This window comes from Pararhizobium sp. P1_E7, assembly GCF_056405855.1.
This window is the reverse complement of sequence record NZ_JBFUBH010000016.1, coordinates 69,294-87,564: the sequence shown is the minus strand read 5'-3', so window position 1 is coordinate 87,564 and position 18,271 is coordinate 69,294. Positions and strand designations below refer to the sequence as shown.

At 61.9% G+C, this 18,271-nt stretch carries 16 protein-coding genes; 8 read left to right on the top strand and 8 right to left on the bottom strand.

Annotation, left to right across the window (positions count from 1 at the left end):
* On the bottom strand, positions 1-1,555 hold a 1,555-nt coding region (locus AC1D17_RS16660; RefSeq protein WP_477566484.1), incomplete at its 3' end, for a cation:proton antiporter domain-containing protein.
* Positions 1,556-1,781: 226 nt separating this feature from the next.
* Here AC1D17_RS16660 and AC1D17_RS16655 point away from each other — a divergent pair.
* The 4 genes from AC1D17_RS16655 (at position 1,782) to AC1D17_RS16640 (ending at position 5,210) form a co-directional block, all read left to right on the top strand.
* Positions 1,782-1,919: a hypothetical protein gene (locus AC1D17_RS16655; protein WP_477566483.1), complete on the top strand. Its 138-nt coding sequence runs from the start codon at positions 1,782-1,784 to the stop codon at positions 1,917-1,919.
* A gap of 163 nt (positions 1,920-2,082) precedes the next feature.
* Positions 2,083-2,295 carry a hypothetical protein gene (locus AC1D17_RS16650; protein WP_477566482.1) on the top strand — a complete coding sequence of 71 codons (213 nt, stop codon included), beginning with the start codon at positions 2,083-2,085 and terminating at the stop codon, positions 2,293-2,295.
* 106 nt (positions 2,296-2,401) lie between these two features.
* On the top strand, positions 2,402-3,880 hold the full coding sequence (locus AC1D17_RS16645) for an FAD/NAD(P)-binding protein (protein WP_477566481.1): 1,479 nt from the start codon (positions 2,402-2,404) through the stop codon (positions 3,878-3,880).
* Positions 3,881-3,992: 112 nt separating this feature from the next.
* Positions 3,993-5,210, top strand: a complete 1,218-nt coding sequence (locus AC1D17_RS16640; protein ID WP_477566480.1) for an SfnB family sulfur acquisition oxidoreductase — start codon at positions 3,993-3,995, stop codon at positions 5,208-5,210.
* 11 nt (positions 5,211-5,221) lie between these two features.
* Here the strand turns inward: AC1D17_RS16640 and AC1D17_RS16635 are convergent, their stop codons facing one another.
* From AC1D17_RS16635 to AC1D17_RS16620, 4 genes are all read right to left on the bottom strand, one after another.
* The gene (locus tag AC1D17_RS16635) at positions 5,222-6,259 is read right to left on the bottom strand and encodes an MBL fold metallo-hydrolase (protein ID WP_477566479.1); all 1,038 of its coding nucleotides are present in this window, start codon (positions 6,257-6,259) and stop codon (positions 5,222-5,224) included.
* A gap of 46 nt (positions 6,260-6,305) precedes the next feature.
* Positions 6,306-6,968 (bottom strand): peroxiredoxin, encoded by a 663-nt coding sequence (locus tag AC1D17_RS16630; RefSeq protein ID WP_477566478.1) that lies wholly within the window; start codon positions 6,966-6,968, stop codon positions 6,306-6,308.
* A gap of 162 nt (positions 6,969-7,130) precedes the next feature.
* Entirely contained in the window at positions 7,131-8,342 is a 1,212-nt protein-coding gene (locus AC1D17_RS16625) for an acyl-CoA dehydrogenase family protein (protein WP_477566477.1), read from the bottom strand.
* Positions 8,343-8,414: 72 nt separating this feature from the next.
* The gene (locus AC1D17_RS16620) at positions 8,415-9,461 is read right to left on the bottom strand and encodes a substrate-binding domain-containing protein (RefSeq protein WP_477566476.1); all 1,047 of its coding nucleotides are present in this window, start codon (positions 9,459-9,461) and stop codon (positions 8,415-8,417) included.
* A gap of 358 nt (positions 9,462-9,819) precedes the next feature.
* Between AC1D17_RS16620 and AC1D17_RS16615 the strand changes: the two genes are divergently transcribed.
* The 3 genes from AC1D17_RS16615 to AC1D17_RS16605 all read left to right on the top strand — a co-directional run bounded on the left by AC1D17_RS16615 (position 9,820) and on the right by AC1D17_RS16605 (position 13,821).
* Positions 9,820-11,301 carry a sugar ABC transporter ATP-binding protein gene (locus tag AC1D17_RS16615; protein ID WP_477566475.1) on the top strand — a complete coding sequence of 494 codons (1,482 nt, stop codon included), beginning with the start codon at positions 9,820-9,822 and terminating at the stop codon, positions 11,299-11,301.
* A complete protein-coding gene (locus AC1D17_RS16610; RefSeq protein WP_477566474.1) occupies positions 11,298-12,356 on the top strand; it encodes an ABC transporter permease in 1,059 nt (352 codons plus the stop codon). The genes AC1D17_RS16615 and AC1D17_RS16610 overlap by 4 nt, the downstream gene beginning before the upstream one ends.
* Positions 12,357-12,423: 67 nt before the next feature.
* The gene (locus tag AC1D17_RS16605) at positions 12,424-13,821 is read left to right on the top strand and encodes an LLM class flavin-dependent oxidoreductase (RefSeq protein ID WP_477566473.1); all 1,398 of its coding nucleotides are present in this window, start codon (positions 12,424-12,426) and stop codon (positions 13,819-13,821) included.
* Positions 13,822-13,876: 55 nt separating this feature from the next.
* On the opposite strand, the gene AC1D17_RS16600 is transcribed toward AC1D17_RS16605, so the two are convergent.
* Positions 13,877-14,590 (bottom strand): META domain-containing protein, encoded by a 714-nt coding sequence (locus tag AC1D17_RS16600; protein WP_477566472.1) that lies wholly within the window; start codon positions 14,588-14,590, stop codon positions 13,877-13,879.
* Between the two features lie 168 nt (positions 14,591-14,758).
* On the opposite strand from AC1D17_RS16600, the gene dxr reads away from it, so the two are divergent.
* Complete coding sequence (gene dxr / locus AC1D17_RS16595; RefSeq protein WP_477566471.1) at positions 14,759-15,952, top strand: 1-deoxy-D-xylulose-5-phosphate reductoisomerase; 1,194 nt, start codon at positions 14,759-14,761, stop codon at positions 15,950-15,952.
* A gap of 68 nt (positions 15,953-16,020) precedes the next feature.
* Here the strand turns inward: dxr and hemA are convergent, their stop codons facing one another.
* Together hemA and AC1D17_RS16585 are read right to left on the bottom strand one after the other, a co-directional pair.
* Positions 16,021-17,238 carry a 5-aminolevulinate synthase gene (gene hemA, locus AC1D17_RS16590; RefSeq protein WP_477566470.1) on the bottom strand — a complete coding sequence of 406 codons (1,218 nt, stop codon included), beginning with the start codon at positions 17,236-17,238 and terminating at the stop codon, positions 16,021-16,023.
* Positions 17,239-17,462: 224 nt separating this feature from the next.
* Positions 17,463-18,260: an FAD binding domain-containing protein gene (locus AC1D17_RS16585; protein WP_477566469.1), complete on the bottom strand. Its 798-nt coding sequence runs from the start codon at positions 18,258-18,260 to the stop codon at positions 17,463-17,465.
* Positions 18,261-18,271: the final 11 nt, after the last annotated feature.

Below are 18,271 nucleotides of genomic sequence, written 5' to 3'. Positions count from 1 at the left end.
GTCCGCCACTGAGCAGTGCCATCTCACCGAAAAATGCGCCAGCCTCCAGCAGGATGGCGTTGCCCGGCAAGCGGACCTCGCAGGCGCCGGACGAGATGAAGTACATGGCATCGCCACGCTCGCCAACCCGGATCACCTTGTCGCCCGGCGAGGCCGATGCCGGCCTGAACAAGAGGAGAAGCTCCTCGAGCGCATGTTCGTTGACTTCGGAAAACAGCGGAAAGGTGCTGACCAGCTGCTGTTTTTTCAGCTGTTGCTGGCTTTCCTTTTCGTCGGCCCGCGCCTTGATAACATCCAGCTCACGGCTGAGGACTGCAAATTTCCGCGCACCGTAATTCGGCGCGGCTGCGCTGAGCACCGCCTTCAGCTTTGCCGCCACCCCGAAGATCAGCGGGTTGAGGGTAATCGACAGGATGGCGCCGGCCAGGATGAGGTCGTGCCCCTGCTGGGACAGGAGCCCGAGAGAGACCCCAAGCCCAGCGACGATGAAAGAGAACTCGCCGATCTGGGCGAGACCGGCCGCCACCGTAAGCGCCATCGACATGGGATAGCGCAGCATCAGCACGAAACCGGCGGCAATCATCGATTTTCCAAGCGTGATCAGCGCCAGGATGGCGAGGACGGCAAGCGGCTGATCGACCAGAATCGTCGGGTTGAACAGCATGCCGACCGATACGAAGAACAACACCGAAAAGGCATTCTGCAGCGGCAGCGAATCCGCAGCCGCCCTATGGCTGAGATGCGATTCGCTCATCACGACGCCGGCAAAAAACGCTCCCAGCGCAAACGACACGCCGAAAAGCATCGCCGAACCGAAGGCAATGCCGAGCGCAATGGCGAGCACCGTGAGCGTGAACAGTTCGCGCGACCCGGTGCGGGCAACCAGCGTCAAAAGCCAGGGAACGATCCGCGGCCCCAAAACGATGGCGAGGACGGCAAATGCGCCGAGTTTGACCAGCGTCAGCACGATCGTCAGCACGACGGGCGTTGCGCCGGCGCCCGTCTCATGCGCACCGGCGCCATGGGCGCCTAAGACCTCAGCGACGATTGGCAGCAGAACCAGCGCCAGAACCATGGCCAGGTCCTCGACGATCAGCCAGCCGATGGCCACCCGGCCGCTCGGCGAGTTGACCAGATTTCGCTCCTCCAGCGCCTTGAGCAGCACGACGGTGCTGGCAACGGAAATGCTCAGCCCGAAGACCAGCCCGGCGCCGAGGCTCCACCCCCAGAGCGTACAGAGGCCGATCCCCAAAAGTGTTGCCAAAATGATCTGGCCGATGGCGCCGGGAATGGCCACTCCGCGAACGGCGATGAGATCTGCGGCGGAGAAATGCAGGCCGACACCGAACATCAGAAGAATGACGCCGATCTCGGCCAGCTGGGCGGCAAGAGCGGTATCGGCCGTGAACCCGGGCGTGAGAGATCCCATCACGATGCCGGCAACCAGATATCCGACCAGCGGCGGCAGGCGCAGCCGATCCGCGAAATAGCCGAAGCCCGCAGCCAGCACGAAGCTGATTGCGACGGTTGCCACCAAAGCCATATCCTGATGCACGCGTTCCCCCCGGTTGCTCTCATTCCGCCCATACGGTCTATTTGCATCGTATGCTGTCAGCAAGAGCTCGACCAAGTCCGATATGCGGAAAAGGGCGCTTTGTTGACTTCATGCTGCGTAGCGGACGGAATGCCCGCGCCTGGATCAGAAACGGCTGCAGCGGCCGCTTTTGGAACAAGCTTTCGACCTAGGCGTTCGAAGGGATGCTTAAACAGGAAAAGACAGAATGCAAATGACCCTGCGCGCCGTTGTCTTCGTGATCGTCGGGTCGATTCTGCGCATTCTTGTGATCAAATATGCCAATAACGATCTGAACGCCGCCGTGCCGATGATCGACCCGGCCGTGGCCGCGGGGCCGGTCTGATCCGCATCGATAAAAAACCGCCACAATCAATCGTCACTCGTAGCGCCCAGGGACGCGCCGCAACTGTTGCGGCGGCGCGGGCCTTGTTGGTTTCCGGCAATGCGAAGGTCCTTGCCGGCCGGAGAAGGCGGCTGTCGTGGCAGCCGGAAACAGGAGACGAAGCATGACAAAATGGCGCAACGAGCCGATGCTCCCTGACCATGTGGCGCTGTGCCAGCGTGTCTTCGACAGCACGAGGGCTGCCCGCCAGATCGCCCCCGACAGTGACGCCAACGACCCGGTGGCGGCCTTGGTACTAACGCTGTATCGCCACGGTGTTCGCGACGAAGACGAACTGTTGACGCGCGTTCTTCTGGCCCTGGACGAGAAGTCCTGAACCGGCGGTCAAATCCTGGCGGGTTGCGTGTACATGTAAAGGCTTGACCGCCGGATGATATTGATAAAAAATGTAGACTATCGAAACGGCCCGACGGTGGGGTGTCATGAACCAGTCGATCGTCTACCCGATGGCATTATCCGGCACTGAACCTGCATCAGACGAAGCACCGGCGGGACCGCAAAGGCCGGTCGTCGCCATTATCGGCGGTGGCGTGTCCGGCGCAACGACGGCCTTTCATCTTGCGCTGGCGAACCAAACCCCGGCTCCGGAAATTATCGTATTCGAGCCGCGCGCGAGCCTTGGCAAAGGCCTCGCCTACGACACGGCGGAACCCGCCCACCGCATCAACGTGCCGGCAGCGCGGATGAGCCTTCTGGCCGACGAACCGGATCACTTCCTGCGCTGGATCGCGGCGCATTCGGCGACAGAGGGCGATGACGATGCTCTGCGGCCCGATGGCGCGCTCTTTCCCCGCCGCAACGTGTTCGGCGGCTATGTCAACGCCATGCTGCAGCCACTTGTTGCCAGCGGCGCAGTCCTGCATCGCCGCTGCGCTGTCGTTCAGGTGCTGCGCGAAGGCCCGCGCTGGTCGGTCATCGGCGACGATGGCGGACAGACGGAGGCCGATATCGTCGTCATTGCCACCAGCCATCCGCCGCCGGTGGCGCCAGGCCAGCTTCAAGCCGTGCTGAAGGACCATCCCCGCTTCGTGCCCGACCCAACCAAGGCCGGCGCGCTTGCGGGTATCCGGCAATCGGACCGGGTGCTTGTCGTCGGCAATGGCCTGACCTCGGCCGATGTGATCGCCGCGCTCGCCCTCAAGGGTCACAAAGGTCCGATCACCGCGATCTCGCGCCGGGGGCTGCGCTCGCGCGGCCATGCGCCGGTGGCACAGGATCCCGTCGGTGACTTCCTCACCGATCCGGCCTTCACGGCGCGGGCACTGCTGAAAAACATCCGCAGTGCCATCCGGCAAGCGGCTCTGGACGGCCTGACCTGGCACAGCGTTATCGATCAGGTGCGGGCACAGGGACAGGCACTCTGGCAGGTGCTGCCCGTGGTGGAACGGCAGCGCATTGTCCGGCACTTACGGCCGTTTTGGGATGTGCACCGGTTCCGCGTCGCGCCGCAGGTTGAAACCGCGCTCGACGCGGCGATCGCCGAAGGACGCCTTGAAATCCTGGCCGGGTCGATTGCGGCAAGCCGTATCGAGACCGATGCAATTCACTGCGCGCTGCGCCTGCGGCGGTGTCCGGGAACCGTCGAGAAAACCTACGACGCCGTGGTCGTCACCACCGGTCCCGGACATGGCGGCATTCTTGCCAGCCAGCCCTTCCTCGCCGAGCTCTCACACAGCGGTTATCTCGAACTCGATCCGACCGGTCTTGGGCTATCCTGCACCCGCCAGTCGGAAGCCATCGGCCCGGTGGCGGGCGTGACACCTTCGTTGCTGATCGCCGGTCCGCTGGCGCGCGGCACGTTCGGTGAGTTGATGGGCCTGCCGCAGGTGACCGATCATGCCCTGTTCGTAGCCGCAAGGATCGCCGACTGTTTGCTGGCGCAGACACCAAAGGCGGCGTAAAACACGTCTTAAGGAAAGACTTTTCTTAGTCTACTCGATCTATAGAAATTATAATCTTATCTTTCTGCCTGACTTCTTCCACCCATGGTCCGTGCAAAAAACGGAGCGTGTGATGGAAACCCTCTTGCAGTATCAGCCAGTCGTCAAACAAACGGCCGATCGCCTCCGCAGCGATTTCGAAGCCATCGAAACCGCCCGCGCACTGGCCGCAGATTTCGCCACCCGCGCATCCGGCCGCGATGCCAGTCGTATCTTGCCCTATGACGAACTCGACGAGATCGCCAGGTCCGGACTTCTGGCGATCACCGTTCCAGCCGAATATGGCGGGCTTGATGTCTCCAATGCGGTCCTTGCAGAAGTGACCGCCATTCTGTCGGAGGCGGATGCATCGATCGGCCAGATCCCGCAAAACCATTTCTACATCCTCGAAGCCCTGCGGGTGGACGGCAGCGAGGAACAAAAGCGCTACTTCTTTGGCCGTGCACTGTCGGGCGACCGTTTCGGCAATGCGCTTTCCGAACGCGGCACCAAAACCGTGGCCGACTACAATACCCGCATCACGCCGGACGGGCCGGGCTACCGAGTCAACGGCCAGAAGTTCTATTCGACCGGGGTGCTTTTCGCTGACTGGATCACCGTGTTCGCACTCGATCCTGAGGACCGGCTGACCATGTCATTCATCGCCAAGGGCACAGAGGGTATCGAGATCGTCGACGATTGGGACGGCTTCGGCCAGCGTACCACCGGCAGCGGCACGACCATCTTCAACAATGTCTATGTCAATGCCGATGCCATTGTCTTCCATCACAAAGGCTTCGAGCGGCCAACAACGATCGGTTCGGTCGGCCAGATCGTCCATGCAGGCGTCGATCTCGGCATTGCGCGTGCCGCCTTTGCCGAGACGCTGGGCTTCGTGCGCACCCAAAGCCGCCCGTGGAAAGATGCCGGCGTCGAACGCGCCGCAGACGACCCGCTGACCATCGCCAAGGTCGGCGAGATCGCCATCAAGATAGAGGCGGCGACGGCCCTGATCGAGCGGGCCGGCCGCAAGGTCGATGTCGCCCAGATGGATGCGACCGAAGCCAATGTCATCGATGCCACCCTCTCGGTCGCCGCCGCAAAGGTGCTGACAACAGAAGTGGCGCTCGCAGCCTCCACAACGTTATTCGAGCTTGCAGGAACCTCGGCCACCCGCATCGGCCTCAACCTCGACCGCCACTGGCGCAACGCCCGCACCCACACGCTGCACGACCCGGTGCGCTGGAAGGCGCATGTCGTGGGCAATTATCACCTGAACGGCGTGGCGCCGCCGAAGAACGGAGCACTGTGAGGCCGGGAAGCCTATCGAATGACCGGGCCGTTCGCCTTCTTCCAGGCGTCAATGCCGCCCTCGATGTGGCAGGCGCTCGTCAGGCCGGCATCCTGTGCAGCCTCGACGGCCATGGCCGAACGCTCGCCGAAGGCACAGTAGAAGATGATCCGCTTGCCGGTGGCTGCCACCAGCTCATGCAGCATGCCGCCCGCAGAGATGTTTTCCTGCAGGTCGAGATACGGTGCGTGCAGCGCACCCGGAATGATGCCGTGCTTTTCGCGTTCCGCCTTCTCGCGCAGATCGACGATCGCAATATCGGGGCGGCCGCCGAGCGCCAATGCCTCGGACGCTGAAACGGCCCAGCCTTTGCGCGCGATTTCCTCCTGATGAAGGCCGACATGGATATTGGCGGGTACGGCCACATCCATCATCTTCGGGTTGGGCAGGTGCAGATTGTTCATCACATCAACATACTCATCGACCGATCGGACCCTGAGGCGCGGGTTGAACCGTTTCTCCTCACCGATGGTCGAAACGGTGTCACCCTTGTAATCATGGGCCGGAAAGACCAGCGTTTCATCCGGTAATTTCAGCAGCTTGTTGAAGATCGAGTCATACTGCTGGCGCGGGTCGCCATTCTGGAAGTCGGTGCGGCCCGTGCCGCGTATGAGTAGTGTGTCGCCGGTGAACACCCGGCCGCCCATGAGGAAGGAATAGGAATCATCCGTATGACCGGGCGTATAGAGCACGTCGAGGCTCAGGCCCTCGATTGCCACCCGGTCACCTTCCGCCACGCGCATCGAGACGACATCGGCAAGGGTCTGCTCGCCCATCACCGTGATACAGTGCGTCTGGTCGCGCAGCGCACCAAGCCCGGTGATGTGATCGGCGTGCAGATGCGTATCGACGGCCTTGACCAGCTTGAGATCAAGCTCCCGCACCAGCTGCAGGTAGCGATCGACCTTTTCCAGCACCGGGTCGATGATCAGCGCCTCTCCCCCATGCCGGCTCGCAATGAGGTAGGTATAGGTGCCCGACACGCTGTCAAAGAGCTGACGGAAGATCACCGGCCGCTCCTTTGCGTGTCGCTTGCGCTGGGCCGAAGCACGGCCGTTACCCCTGGGGCTGCGGCACGATCCGGATATAGGGTTTAGGCGCGCGCCAGCCTTGCGGGTACTGCTTGCGCGCATCCTCATCCGTCACCGAGCCGGCAATGATCACGTCGTCGCCCTGCTTCCAGTTTACCGGGGTGGCGACCTTGTGCTTGGCGGTCAGTTGCAGCGAATCGATCACCCGCAGCACCTCGTCGAAATTGCGGCCGGTGGTCATCGGATAGACCAGGATCAGCTTGATCTTCTTGTCCGGTCCGATGACGAAGACATTGCGCACGGTCTGATTGTCGGCCGGTGTGCGCTGGGTCGGGTCGCCCGATACTGCAGCCGGCAGCATGCCGTAAAGCTTCGACACGGTATAGCCAGTGTCGGCAATCATCGGGAAGTTCGGTGCGAACCCTTGCGTTTCCTCGATGTCCTTTACCCAGCCGGAATGGCGATCAAGCGGGTCGACGGAAAGGCCGATGATCTTGACGCCACGCCTGTCAAATTCGGGTTTGATCCGGGCCATGTATCCCAGTTCGGTGGTGCATACCGGCGTGAAATCCTTTGGATGCGAGAAAAGCACAGCCCAGGAATCGCCGAGCCAGTCATGAAACCGAATATCGCCTACGGTGGTTTCGGCAGTGAAATCCGGCGCGAGGTCATTGATTGCAAGTGTCACGATACTCCCCCTTCTTTTGAGGCGGCGCTCACCAAGGCACCGGCAGAGCGCATTTTGCGCCCTTTGTTGATTTAGGCAATGCTAAATATAGAAATGGCTCTGCCGCCAGGCGCTAACCCATCGCGCCGGCAGCGAATGGGATTTCGTTCAAACGCTCTCCATTCAACTATACAAGCTGACCACCGGGATCCTGTCGTTGAGCACGAACTCGCCGACTTCCTTGGCTTTGTAGAATACCGGATCATGCAGCGTATGGGTGCGCACGTTGCGCCAGAAGCGGTCGAACCGGTATTTTTCCGCCGTCGAGCGGGCGCCAGTCACCTCGAAGACGCGGGCGGTGATGTCGAGCGCCACGTGGGTGGCGTGAACCTTGGCTGCATAGGCCTCCGCCGCCGCTTCTCCGCGTTCGCGCGCCGTTACATCCCGCCCCTTGGAAAGGGCTGCCTGCACTGCAAGTGCTGCACTGTCCGCAAGTGCTGCAGATGCCTTCAGCGCGGCGGTGAATTCGCCGACACGTTCAAGAATATACGGATCATCGGCCGCGCGCTCCACGCCTGATGTCACCCATGGACGGGTCGTGGTTCGGACATAGTCGATGGCGGCAGCCAGCGCGCCTTCGGCCGCCCCCAGGTAGAAATTCACGAAGACCAGCTGGATCAACGGCGTATTGAAGGTCGCCAGAACCGGCGGCGGGGTGCTTTCGTCGGCAGGCGGCGCGATGAAATCCTCGTCATAGACCGGAAAATAATGGAACTCGACGCTGCCTGAATCGGACAGCCGCTGGCCGATATTGTCCCAATCGTCATTGGCAACATAGCCGGGGCGGTCTGTCGGAACGGCGAAATTGGCAATCTTGCCCGAAAGCGCCGCGCTGGCGTTGATGTAGTCAGACACCCGGGCGGCGGTGGAGAAGGATTTGCGGCCGTTCAGCACATAGCCGGTGCCGCGGCGCGTCAATATCAGGCCGGGGTCGCGCGGATTAACCGCCGCACCCCAATAGAGGTTCCGCGTTACGGTTTCGGCGCCCAGCACCTGCGCGCGGGCCTGGTCAGTGAAGGACCAGTAGATCGACTGGCTGTTGACGTAGTGGTAGCCGAGCAGCTGCCCGATGGAGCTTTCGCCGCGGGCCAGAATGCGAACGAGTTTCAGGCCGTCGACCCAACCCAGCCCGCCGCCACCGATATCGCGCGCGTGCAGGGCGTTGAGCAGGCCGGCCTTCTTCAGCTTGACGATCTCGCCGATCGGGGGACGCCCTTCCCTGTCGAGCTCCGCTGCGCGCAACGATAGATCGCGGGAGATTTCGGCGGCACTGGCAAACAGGCTGTCGCGCGTTACGCCGAGGCCGGCTGCATAGACGACATTGGACTGGCTCATGGGAAAAGCTCCGTTGGTGAAGAAAGGAGAGCGGCGGAACCATCGGCGGCTCCGCCGTCGCGATGCGAAGGATCAGAACAGTTTGGCCGGGATCCAGCTGGCGGTGGCCGCGTCGCTGACGCTGAAGGCCGGGATCTTGGCAGCCAGTTCCTCGATCGATTTGACGCCGGCTTCGCGCAGGCTCTTCTGGGTGAGCAGCGTCGGTTCGACGGTGATCTGGCGGGGAACCTCTTCTCCGGCAATTTCGAGTGCTGCAGCGCGGATCGAGACCGCGCCGACCACAGCTGGATTTGTCGCGACCGTTGCGACCCAGGGGCTGCCCTCCTCGACGATCTCCTGGATGTCGGCAGTCGAAACATCGGCCGAGTAGATCTTCAGCTTGTCGGAAATGCCGAGATCGGCCGCCGCCAGCTTCACGCCGCGGGCAAATTCGTCATAGGGCGCAAAAACCACGGAAATATCGGGATTGGCCCGCAGTGCGGCTTTCGCCTGATCGGCCGTGCTGGTCGCCGTCGTATCGCTGACATTGCCGAAGCGCGCCTTCTCGACGACACCCTTGTTCTGAGCCTTGAACGTATCCCAGACCTCGTTGCGGCGATCGAGTGGCGCAAAGCCGGCAACATAGACATAACCGGCTTTGAAACTGGTGCCATTGTCCTTGACGGCCTGCTCGAGCGCCTGTTTTGCCAGCGCATGGTCGCTCTGCTCGACCTGCGGCACCTTCGAATTGTTGAGATTGACATCGAAAGCGACGACCTTGATGCCCTTGTCGAGTGCCTGCTGCACGACATCGCCGAGAGATTCGGGAACGCCGTGATCGACGACGATGCCCTCGACGCCGAGATTGATCGCCTGCAGGATCTGCTCGCGCTGTTCGGCAGCGTTCTGGCGGCCGGGGAATATCCGCAGATCGATACCAAGCGCCTTCGCCTGCGCCTCGGCTCCTGCCTGATAGGCCTGGAAGAAATCGCCGGCGGAAATATAGCTGATCAGCGCCAGCTTGACGCCGCCCTTGTCGAACGGCGCCGGCGCACCGGCAACGCCGCCGGCCTTGGCCGCCGGGACAAACAGAAAGGGAATGAGAGCGGCGGTTGCCGCCAGACGGAGAATGGTTTTCATGGAAAGCGTTCCTTCTGAGGACAATCGAAACGCGTCACCGGCAAGCAGCCAGCCCTTCTCGGGACGCAGCACTTATTAGATATGCAATCCATAAATTTAATAGACTAATTAGTGCCATTTTTCCGGGTTGAAGAGAAACCTGTTTCCCGGGAACCGGGCTGCGCGGCAAAGTCCTACCGAAGAAAACCCCCATGAACGGATAGACGTTCGGCGCGAACTTTCTGCCGCAGCCCAACCATCCGCAAAGAAATTACCGGGGCAGCCGGTACTTCGCAAAGCTGTTCCCCCAGTTCGGCTGTCATCAGCGGAAATTATATGACAAATTATATAGACTTTAGAGACATTAGGATTCCCATCCATGCCGCTGCTTCACGTCGATGCGCTCAGCCGCAGCTTTCAGTCCACCCGCGCCCTCGCCGGCGCGACGCTGACGATTGATGCCGGCGAGATCGTCGCGCTGATGGGAGCAAACGGCGCGGGCAAGTCGACACTGGTGAAAATCCTCTCCGGTGTCTTACCCGCCGATACCGGCACGATCATGCTGAGCGGGCAGACTTACGCGCCACGCACCCCGGCCGAGGCCGCCGCTGCCGGCGTCGTCACCGTTCATCAATCGACCGACCTGGTCGGCGCTGCCGGTCTCACCGTTGCGGACACTTTGCTGCTGACTAGCTTCAGCCTGCGCGGCCAGCCCTTTTTTGTCTCCCGCTCCAACATAAGGCGGCAAGCGCAAGCGATCCTCGATGCCGCCGGGTTCGATCTGCCGCTTGACCGCGACTTCGCCGACCTGGCCGCCGCAGACCGGCAGCTGGTGGCCATTGCCCGTGCGCTTGCCAACCGGGCGGACCTGCTGATCCTCGACGAGCCGACTGCAAGCCTCTCCATTGCCGAAAGCCAGCGCCTGTTTTCCGTTCTCAAGCGCCTGCGCGACGGCGGCCTTGCCATTCTGTATATCTCCCACCGGACCGCCGATCTGGAAGCGATTGCCGACAGGGTGCTTGTCATGCGCGGCGGCGCGGTTGCCGGTGCCTTCGAGCGCCCCATCGATTTTCCCGCAGCGATCGAAACGATGATCGGCCGCAAGCTGCAATCGGGGCGGCCCGCCATCCGCAATACCGACGGACCGCCGGTCTTTGAAATGCGCGATGCGCGGCTGAGGTCCGATTCCGCACCCTTCGACCTTGCTGTCCACACCGGCGAGGTGGTGGCAATCACCGGTGTGCTTGGCGCAGGCAAGAGCCGCCTGCTCTCGGCGATCTTCGGCGCCGGCCGCCTTGCTGCGGGAGACATGTATCTGGATGGCCGCCTGCATCGGCCGAAAACACCGGCAGAAGCGATTGCCGCCGGTGTCGCCATKGCAGCAGAAGACCGGCATCGGTCTTCCCTGATGCCCGCCAACTGGCCGGGAAGTTCGCTGGCTGCCACCATCAGCCTGCCGCATCTTTCCAAATGGTATCCCCACGGCCTGCTGTTTGGCGGCCGCGAGCAGCGCGAGGCGGAAAAGGCAATCTCCCGCCTGCGCATCAAGGCATCCGGACCGCAGGCGCCGATCGGCTCGCTCTCCGGCGGCAATCAGCAGAAGGTCGTTCTCGCCCGCTGGGAAGCCGAACCGAGCCGGCTTCTGCTGCTCGACGAACCCTTTCAAGGTGTCGACGTCGGCGCCCGCTACGACATCATCAAGGCCATCCGCAGCCGCAGTGACCGCGCCACCCTGATCGCTACCTCCGACCCAGAAGAGGCCCATGAGGTCGCCGACCGCATTCTCGTCATCGACCATCACAGCCTTGCCGCCGTATCCCATGGCGCGCCATCCCGCCTCCCTGAGGAGACCCATGCATGACCTCCATCATTGACGAAACCGCTCCAGCACTACCCCGCGACGCAAGCCCAGACGCCGCGACATCACGCTGGCTTGCAGACCTCGGCGCGACACTCAGATCCGGCGCCGTCTTCATTCTGCTTGCCGCGCTGCTTTTCGGCTTCTCCGCTGCCGAGCCCGCTTTCGCCAATCTCGGTAACCTGATGAGCATCCTGCAGGCCGTGGCCGTCGTTGCCATCCTGGGTGCGGGCGTCACCGTCACCCTCGCCGTCGGCGGTTTCGATCTCTCGATCGGCGCCATTGCCGCATCGAGCGTCATGGCCGCCAGCTATGCGATGATCGTCTGGGGGCTTGAGGCCATTGCCACGGTACCGCTGGTCCTCGCCTTCGGGGCATTCATCGGCCTCGTCAACGCATTCCTCATCGTCCGGCTGAAGGTTCCCGATCTCCTGGCCACACTATCGATGATGTTCCTGCTCTCCGGCCTGCAGCTGATCCCGACCGCCGGCCGCTCGATTTCCGCAGGATTGATCTTGCCGGATGGAACGACTGCCACGGGCGCCTACGATCCGGCTTTTCTGCTGATCGGCCGCTCCAGCCTGTTCGGCGTCGTCCCGGTTTCCGTCGTGCTGATGACGCTTGTTGCTATCGCCCTGTTCGTGCTGACGGAGAGGACCCGTGTCGGACGCCTTTTGTTTGCCACCGGCGGCAATGAGGTGGCCACGCGGCTGGCTGGTGCATCGACGGCACGGCTGAAGACGCTTGCTTATGTGATCTCCGGCACGCTCGCCTCGCTCGGCGGCATCGTCATCGCCGCCCGTGTCGGCCGCGGCGACGTCTCCTCCGGCGGCTCGCTGCTGATGGATGCGGTCGCAGCCGCGCTGATCGGTTTCGCGGTACTTGGAAAACGGCGGCCGAATGTTCTCGGCACCATCGTCGGCGCCGTCTTCGTCGGCGTGCTGCTCAACGGCCTCACCATGCTGAACGCACCCTATTACACGCAGGATTTCGTCAAGGGCGCCGTCCTCGTCGGAGCCTTGGCGCTGACCTACGGGCCTGGACGCGGCAATAGCTGATGGCTGAACTTCATCGACAGACACAACGCCTCAAGACAAGCAAGGCCCCAAGACAAGGACGACAGATATGAGCCGCGAAATCCGGTTGAACGCCTTCGACATGAACTGCGTCGGACACCAGTCGCCAGGTCTCTGGCGGCATCCGCGCGACCAGTCGTGGAAATACAAGGATCTCGACTACTGGGTGCATCTGGCAAAGACGCTGGAGCGCGGCAAGTTCGACGGCCTGTTCATCGCCGATGTCCTCGGGGTTTATGACGTGCTGAACGGCAATGTCGATGCAGCGCTGCGCCATTCCACGCAGGTGCCGGTCAACGATCCGCTGCAGCTGGTGCCCACCATGGCCTACGTCACCGAACATCTCGGCTTTGGCCTGACGGCCTCGCTCTCCTTCGAGCACCCCTACACATTCGCCCGGCGCATCTCGACGCTCGATCACCTGACGAAGGGACGCGTCGGCTGGAACATCGTTACATCCTACCTGAACAGCGGCGCCCAGAATATCGGACAGGCAAGCCAGACAAAACATGACGACCGCTACGATCTGGCGGAGGAATATCTCGACGTCTGCTACAAGCTCTGGGAGGGCAGCTGGGAAGAGGACGCCGTGGTGCGTGACCGCGAAAGCGGCATCTTCACCCATCCGGAGAAAGTCCATCCGATCCATCACGCGGGCAAGCATTTCACCGTGCCCGGCATTCACTTGAGCGAGCCCTCGCCGCAGCGAACGCCGGTGCTCTACCAGGCCGGCGCTTCAAGCCGCGGCAAGGATTTCGCCGGTGCCCATGCCGAATGCATCTTCGTCGCCGCTCCCTCCAAGCCGGTGCTGAAGCGCTACGTCGCCAATGTCCGCGAGGCCGCCGAAAAGGCCGGCCGCGATCCCCGCAAGATCCTCGCCTTCAACCTGCAGACTGTGATCCTCGGCGAGACCGATGCCGAGGCGAAAAAGAAACTCGACGACTACCGCAAATATGTCTCCTACGAAGGCGCACAGGCCCTGATCTCCGGCTGGACCGGCATCGACTTCAGCCAGTTCGCACCCGACGAACCGTTGCGCCATCGCTATACCAATGCCGTACAGTCAGCCGTCGAGACCTTTACCACCATCGACCCTGACAAGGTCTGGACGGTGCGGGAAATGGCCGATTGGGTCGGCATCGGCGGTTTTGGCCCGGTTTTCGTCGGCTCGCCCTCGACAGTCGCCGACCTCCTTGAGGAATGGGTCGAGGATACCGATGTCGATGGCTTCAATCTTGCCTATGCGGTGACGCCGGAAAGTTTCGAGGATGCCGTCGATCTTTTGGTACCGGAACTGCAGAAACGGGGCGTCTACAAGAAGGACTACGCGAAGGGCACCCTGCGAGAAAAACTCTTCGGCGACGGACCGCGCCTTGCAGCACCCCATCCCGGCGCAGCCTATCGCCACCAGGCGCAGGAATGGGCAAGACTGGCGGCGCGCGGCTAACGGATTGGAGCCACAAAGGGACCCCACCGGCGCGCCAATCGCCGGTGCGTCTGGCTCATTCCACTTTCGAGCAGGTGATGCCCGCGACGTCCTCGCCCTTCATTGTGTCGATCAGCGTTGCCTCATCGCCCTTCGTCCACCACACATACTGCCCGCCCGCATATTTGGCGCCCGATGCCGAAAGCACGTTGGAGGCGATCACGAACTCGCCGCCGATGGTCAGCGTGACCAGCGAGACCGGACCGGCATTGATGTATTCGGCAGCCACGGATTGTCCGGCGCAGTCGTAACGCACCATCTGCCTGTCGACCGTCCGGGCGCCGGGAATATTGATCAGCACATCTGACGACACCGTATGTGGAGCGAGCCTCAGGGCAATCTTCGTATCGGCTTTCGTAAGAACCAGCTTCGTCTCTTCGATTTTCCAGGACAGCCCGGCCTTCAGGGCCTCGAAGAATTTCGTCTCCTGATCCATCACGGCTGGCACGCACAGCTTGCGCGTCGAGCCGGCTGGGCCGAACACGATCTCCCCGCCCTTCAGGTCGAAGGTTCCGGTGTAATTGTTGCAGCCGGCAAAGCCGGAATAGGTGCCGTCGTCGTTGATTTCCAGCGTCGTCTGCAGGTAATCAATGACGCCGCCGCCGCCGATATCCTCTGCCAGCCATGTTCCCACCAGCTCAATCGGCACCGATTCGGCAGCAACGGTGGAGACCGATGCGGCATCGATCAGCACGCAGGAACAGGAAAGAAACAGCGCAAGCTTCAGCATGAGGAACATCCTTTCCGGCAAACGGCAGGTTCGGCCCCGCCAGCTGCGGCCCGTGATTCGCAGCACCTGCGACCCTATCGCCACCACCCGGAGCGAAGCTACCCTTGTTGACATCCGCTTTCAGCTGTAGAGCCTAACATGAAAGAACAAAAACAACGGGACTTGGCCATGACTTCCGGCGCACCTGAAAAACGCCGCTTGACCATTCTGGGCTCGACGGGCTCGATCGGCACCAACACGCTCGACGTCATCCGCCAGCTCGGCGGACGCGATGCCTTCGACATCGCCGCCCTGACCGGCAACGGCAACATAGCGCTGCTTGCCGAACAGGCAAAAGCAACGGGCGCCGAACTTGCCGTCACTGCCGATGAAGGCGAGTACGAAAACCTCAAGGCGGCTCTTGCCGGAACCGGCATCGAAGTTGCGGCTGGCCGCAACGGCCTGATCGAGGCCGCACAACGCGACGCCGGCTGGGTGATGGCCGCTATTGTCGGCACGGCCGGATTGGCCCCGACACTGGCTGCAGCAAGGCGCGGCGCCGACATCGCGCTTGCCAACAAGGAATGCCTGGTTTCGGCCGGCGATCTCTTCGTGCGTGCCGTACACGCAGGCGGCGGCAAGCTTTTGCCGGTCGATAGCGAGCACAACGCCATCTATCAGGTGCTGGAGGAGAACCAGTGCCATGCCGTCGAACGCATCATCCTGACCGCATCCGGCGGCCCGTTCCGTCAGTCGACGCTGACAGAGATGCGCGACGTCACCGCAGCGACGGCCCGCGCCCATCCCAACTGGTCGATGGGCCTGAAGATCTCGATCGACAGCGCTTCGATGTTCAACAAGGCGTTGGAGATGATCGAGGCAAAGCACCTTTTCAGCATGCGGCCGGACCAGATCGAGGTGATCGTCCATCCGCAATCGGTCATTCACTCGATGGTCGGCTATAGCGACGGTTCGGTGCTGGCGCAGCTCGGCTGCCCGGACATGCGCACCGCCATCGGTTATGCCTTGTCGCATCCGGCGCGGCCGGCACTCGATGTCCAGCGGTTGGATTTTGCAAAATTGTCACGGCTCGATTTCGAGGCCCCGGATGAAGAACGCTTCCCGGCCCTGCGCCTCGCCCGGATGGCGATGGAGCGCGGCGGCATGCAGAGCGCAGTGCTGAATGGCGCCAAGGAAGTGGCGCTGGAAGCCTTCATCAGCGGGCACGTCGGCTTCCTGCAGATGGCCGAGATCACCGAGACCGTCATGGAGGCGATGAGCGCAGTGCCGGCAGCGTCCAGCATGGACGATGTCTTTACCGTGGACGGCGAAGCCCGGCGTATCGCAAAGACCATCGTCGAGCGTAAGCCCGCCGCTGCATAAGTCCTCGGAATCAAAAATGCGGACCGCCTCTCGGCGACCCGCATTCGTGTTTCAGGTATCCCGAAAGATCAGGCCACGGCCCTTGCCAGCGCGCAGCGCGACCAGAGCTGGTGCAGAGCGCCGACCAGATGGTCGATATCGGCGTCCGAATGCAGCGGCGTCGGCGTGATGCGCAGGCGTTCGGTCTTCTTCGGCACCGTCGGATAATTGATCGGCTGGACATAGACGCCGCAATTGTCGAGCAGCAGATCGGAGATCCACTTGCACTTCGCAGCGTCGCCGACGATCACCGGCACGATATGGCTGGGATTGTTGAGATGCGGAATGCCGTTCTTGTCGAGCAGATTGCGCAGCCGGCGAACCCGCTCCTGATGGGCAAAGCGTTCGACCTGGCTTTCCTTCAGGTGACGGATCGAGGCAACAGCACCGGCAGCAAGCGCCGGGGGCAGCGCCGTCGTGAAGATGAAGCCGGACGCGAACGAACGGATAAAGTCGCACAGCGCCGTGGATGCAGCGATGTAGCCGCCCATCACCCCGAACGCCTTGCCGAGCGTACCTTCGATCACCGTCAGGCGATGCATCAGGCCTTCGCGTTCGGCAATGCCGCCGCCACGGGCGCCGTACATGCCGACAGCGTGCACTTCGTCGAGATAGGTCATCGCGCCATAGGTGTCGGCGAGATCGCAGATATCCTTGATGGGGGCGATATCGCCATCCATCGAATAGACCGATTCGAACGCGATGATTTTTGGCGCACGCGGGTCGGCAGCCTTCAGCTTGGCTTCGAGATCGGCAACCGAATTATGCTTGAAGATCACCCGCTCGCACTTGGAGTGGCGGATGCCTTCGATCATCGATGCGTGATTCCCGGCATCCGAAAAGACGATCACACCGGGAATCTTCGAACAGAGCGTTCCGAGCGCTGCCCAGTTGGACACGTAGCCGGAGGTAAACAGAAGCGCCGATTCCTTGCCATGCAGATCGGCAAGCTCGCGCTCGAGAAGAACGTGATAATGGTTGGTACCGGAGATATTCCGGGTGCCCCCGGCACCCGCGCCACACTGGTCGATGGCGAGTTTCATCGCCTCGGTGACCTTGGGATGCTGGCCCATGCCGAGATAGTCGTTGGAACACCAGACGGTGACGTCCTGCTTTTCGCCGCTCGCATTGTAACGGATCGCCTTGGGGAATTGCCCGCTCTGGCGCTCCAGATCGGCGAAAACGCGGTAGCGGCCTTCCTGATGCAGGCCGTCCAGCTCGCCTTTGAAGAAACTCTCGAAATCCATCATTGTCTCCAGAACCTTGCCGTCTTTTCGATCCAAAGCGCGGCGGCGTCAACCTCTACGAGGGTTATCGCGGCCAAGTGCGGCAAAAGGCCCTTAATTTTGAACAGTTCCAAACTATCCGTCGCGAATTTCATTCCATCCGGCACGAAATGAGTCAAGTCACAAGGAAAAGGACGGGCCTCCCCGTCCTTATATTCTGTTTCAACGAAAACCACCCTAATTCATCAGGCAGCAGCAACGGCGCGCTTGGCCATGACTTTCACCAGATTGGCGCGATACTCGGCATTGGCATGGATATCCGACAGCAGGTCCGATGGATCGACCGTGACACCGGCAAGCGCATCCGGCGACCAGCTGGCGGCAAGGGCCGCCTCGATACCGGAATGACGAAACACCCCGCCGGCACCGGCACCGGTCACCGCCGCCCGCACATCGCCATTGTCACGGCGGGCAACGAACACACCGGTTATGGCATAGCGCGATGCCGGATTGCGGAACTTGGCATATCCAGCTTTTGCCGGCGCATCGAACGTGACGGCGACGATCATCTCGCCCTCCTCCAGCGCCGTCTCGAACAGACCGGTAAAGAAGTCCGCCGCGTTGATCTCGCGGGCATTGGTAACGACGACGGCATCGAGCGCCAGAAGGGCTGCCGGATAATCCGCTGCCGGATCGTTGTTGGCAACCGAACCGCCGATCGTGCCCATATGGCGCACATGCGGATCGCCAATCCCGTGCGCGAGATCGCAGATCGCCGGACAGACGGCCTTCAGCTCCACGGAAGAAGCAACGTCGAAATGCGTCACTGCAGCGCCGATCCGCACAGATTTCCCGTTGACGGAAATGCCCTTTAGGTCAGGAATATGCCTGAGATCGACGAGATCGCTCGGCGCTGCCAGCCGCTGTTTCATGGTTGCTATCAGCGTCATGCCGCCGGACAGGTATTTGCCTTCGTCCGCGCCCGACTTCAGTTTCACCGCATCCTGAACAGAGGATGCGCGATGGTAATTGGTCGCATACATATCGTTTCCTC

Coding starts and splice junctions, on each gene's coding strand:
- AC1D17_RS16655 (WP_477566483.1), top strand. CDS start 1,782: ATGCAAATGACCCTGCGCGCCGTTGTCTTCGTGATCGTCGGGTCGATT.
- AC1D17_RS16650 (WP_477566482.1), top strand. CDS start 2,083: ATGACAAAATGGCGCAACGAGCCGATGCTCCCTGACCATGTGGCGCTG.
- AC1D17_RS16645 (WP_477566481.1), top strand. CDS start 2,402: ATGAACCAGTCGATCGTCTACCCGATGGCATTATCCGGCACTGAACCT.
- AC1D17_RS16640 (WP_477566480.1), top strand. CDS start 3,993: ATGGAAACCCTCTTGCAGTATCAGCCAGTCGTCAAACAAACGGCCGAT.
- AC1D17_RS16625 (WP_477566477.1), bottom strand. CDS start 8,342: ATGAGCCAGTCCAATGTCGTCTATGCAGCCGGCCTCGGCGTAACGCGC.
- AC1D17_RS16620 (WP_477566476.1), bottom strand. CDS start 9,461: ATGAAAACCATTCTCCGTCTGGCGGCAACCGCCGCTCTCATTCCCTTT.
- AC1D17_RS16610 (WP_477566474.1), top strand. CDS start 11,298: ATGACCTCCATCATTGACGAAACCGCTCCAGCACTACCCCGCGACGCA.
- AC1D17_RS16605 (WP_477566473.1), top strand. CDS start 12,424: ATGAGCCGCGAAATCCGGTTGAACGCCTTCGACATGAACTGCGTCGGA.
- AC1D17_RS16600 (WP_477566472.1), bottom strand. CDS start 14,590: ATGCTGAAGCTTGCGCTGTTTCTTTCCTGTTCCTGCGTGCTGATCGAT.
- dxr (WP_477566471.1), top strand. CDS start 14,759: ATGACTTCCGGCGCACCTGAAAAACGCCGCTTGACCATTCTGGGCTCG.
- hemA (WP_477566470.1), bottom strand. CDS start 17,238: ATGGATTTCGAGAGTTTCTTCAAAGGCGAGCTGGACGGCCTGCATCAG.
- AC1D17_RS16585 (WP_477566469.1), bottom strand. CDS start 18,260: ATGTATGCGACCAATTACCATCGCGCATCCTCTGTTCAGGATGCGGTG.